The organism is Enterobacter sp. 50793107, from assembly GCF_001463365.1.
GTDB classification, from domain to species: domain Bacteria; phylum Pseudomonadota; class Gammaproteobacteria; order Enterobacterales; family Enterobacteriaceae; genus Enterobacter; species Enterobacter cloacae.
This window is the reverse complement of sequence record NZ_LNII01000090.1, coordinates 1-845: the sequence shown is the minus strand read 5'-3', so window position 1 is coordinate 845 and position 845 is coordinate 1. Positions and strand designations below refer to the sequence as shown.

General features: G+C 57.9%; 1 protein-coding gene. It reads left to right on the top strand.

The genetic code is table 11. From position 1 onward, the window contains the following. Positions 1-845: IS4 family transposase (locus APU11_RS13845; protein WP_060578536.1), on the top strand; the 845-nt coding region annotated here is incomplete at both ends.

Sequence of the window (845 nt, the reverse complement as noted above, 5' to 3'; positions counted from 1 at the left end):
TCCCTGATGCCCTTCTGTGTGATTGCTGTCGACTGGACCGGCTGGCATGACAGGAACTGGCATCTGCTGCGGGCAAGTCTGGTCTGTAATGGTCGCTCACTGCCGCTTATGAGTGAGGTTGTCCCCGCAGAGCTGGCGCAGAACAGCGATGTACAGTGCCGCTTCCTTGACCGCCTGCATGATGCCATCCCGAAAGATAAAGCCGTCACCATCATTACGGATGCAGGCTTCCGGACAGACTGGTTCCGGCATGTCAGCCAGCTGGGCTGGAGCTTCACCGGCAGGGTCAGGGGCTGCATCAGCTTCCGGCTGGATGGAGATAAAAAGTGGATGAAAATCAGTGAGCTTGAGGCTACCGGACAACCGGTCTGCGTGGGTTACGGTGTCCTGTCCCGTAAACCACGAACGCCCTGTTACGGCCGGTTCTATCTGCATAAGCGCCCTGACGCAGGGCGTCAGGGAAAAGGGGGGATGCCGAAAACACAGCGGGAACACCGCAGTAGCGCGCGGGAGCCCTGGCTGCTGTTCAGTAATGCAGAGGGACTGGAGCCGCACCAGATAATGGCCCTGTACAGCCGCAGAATGCAGATAGAACAAAACTTCCGGGACGACAAAAGTCCACGCTTCGGGTTCGGTCTGAGGCTGAGCCGGAGTCAGGGAAAAGGGCGACTGGAAGTGCTGAATATGGTCGCGGCAATGGCAAGCCTGGTGATGTGGCTGGCAGGTTACAGGGCAGAAAGGCAGTGTTTACACTGGCACTATCAGGCAAGCAGCATCAGGCACAGACGGGTTCTGTCATACCTGAGTCTGGCAGAAGAAGTCATCCGGCATGAGCCCGGGAAAGT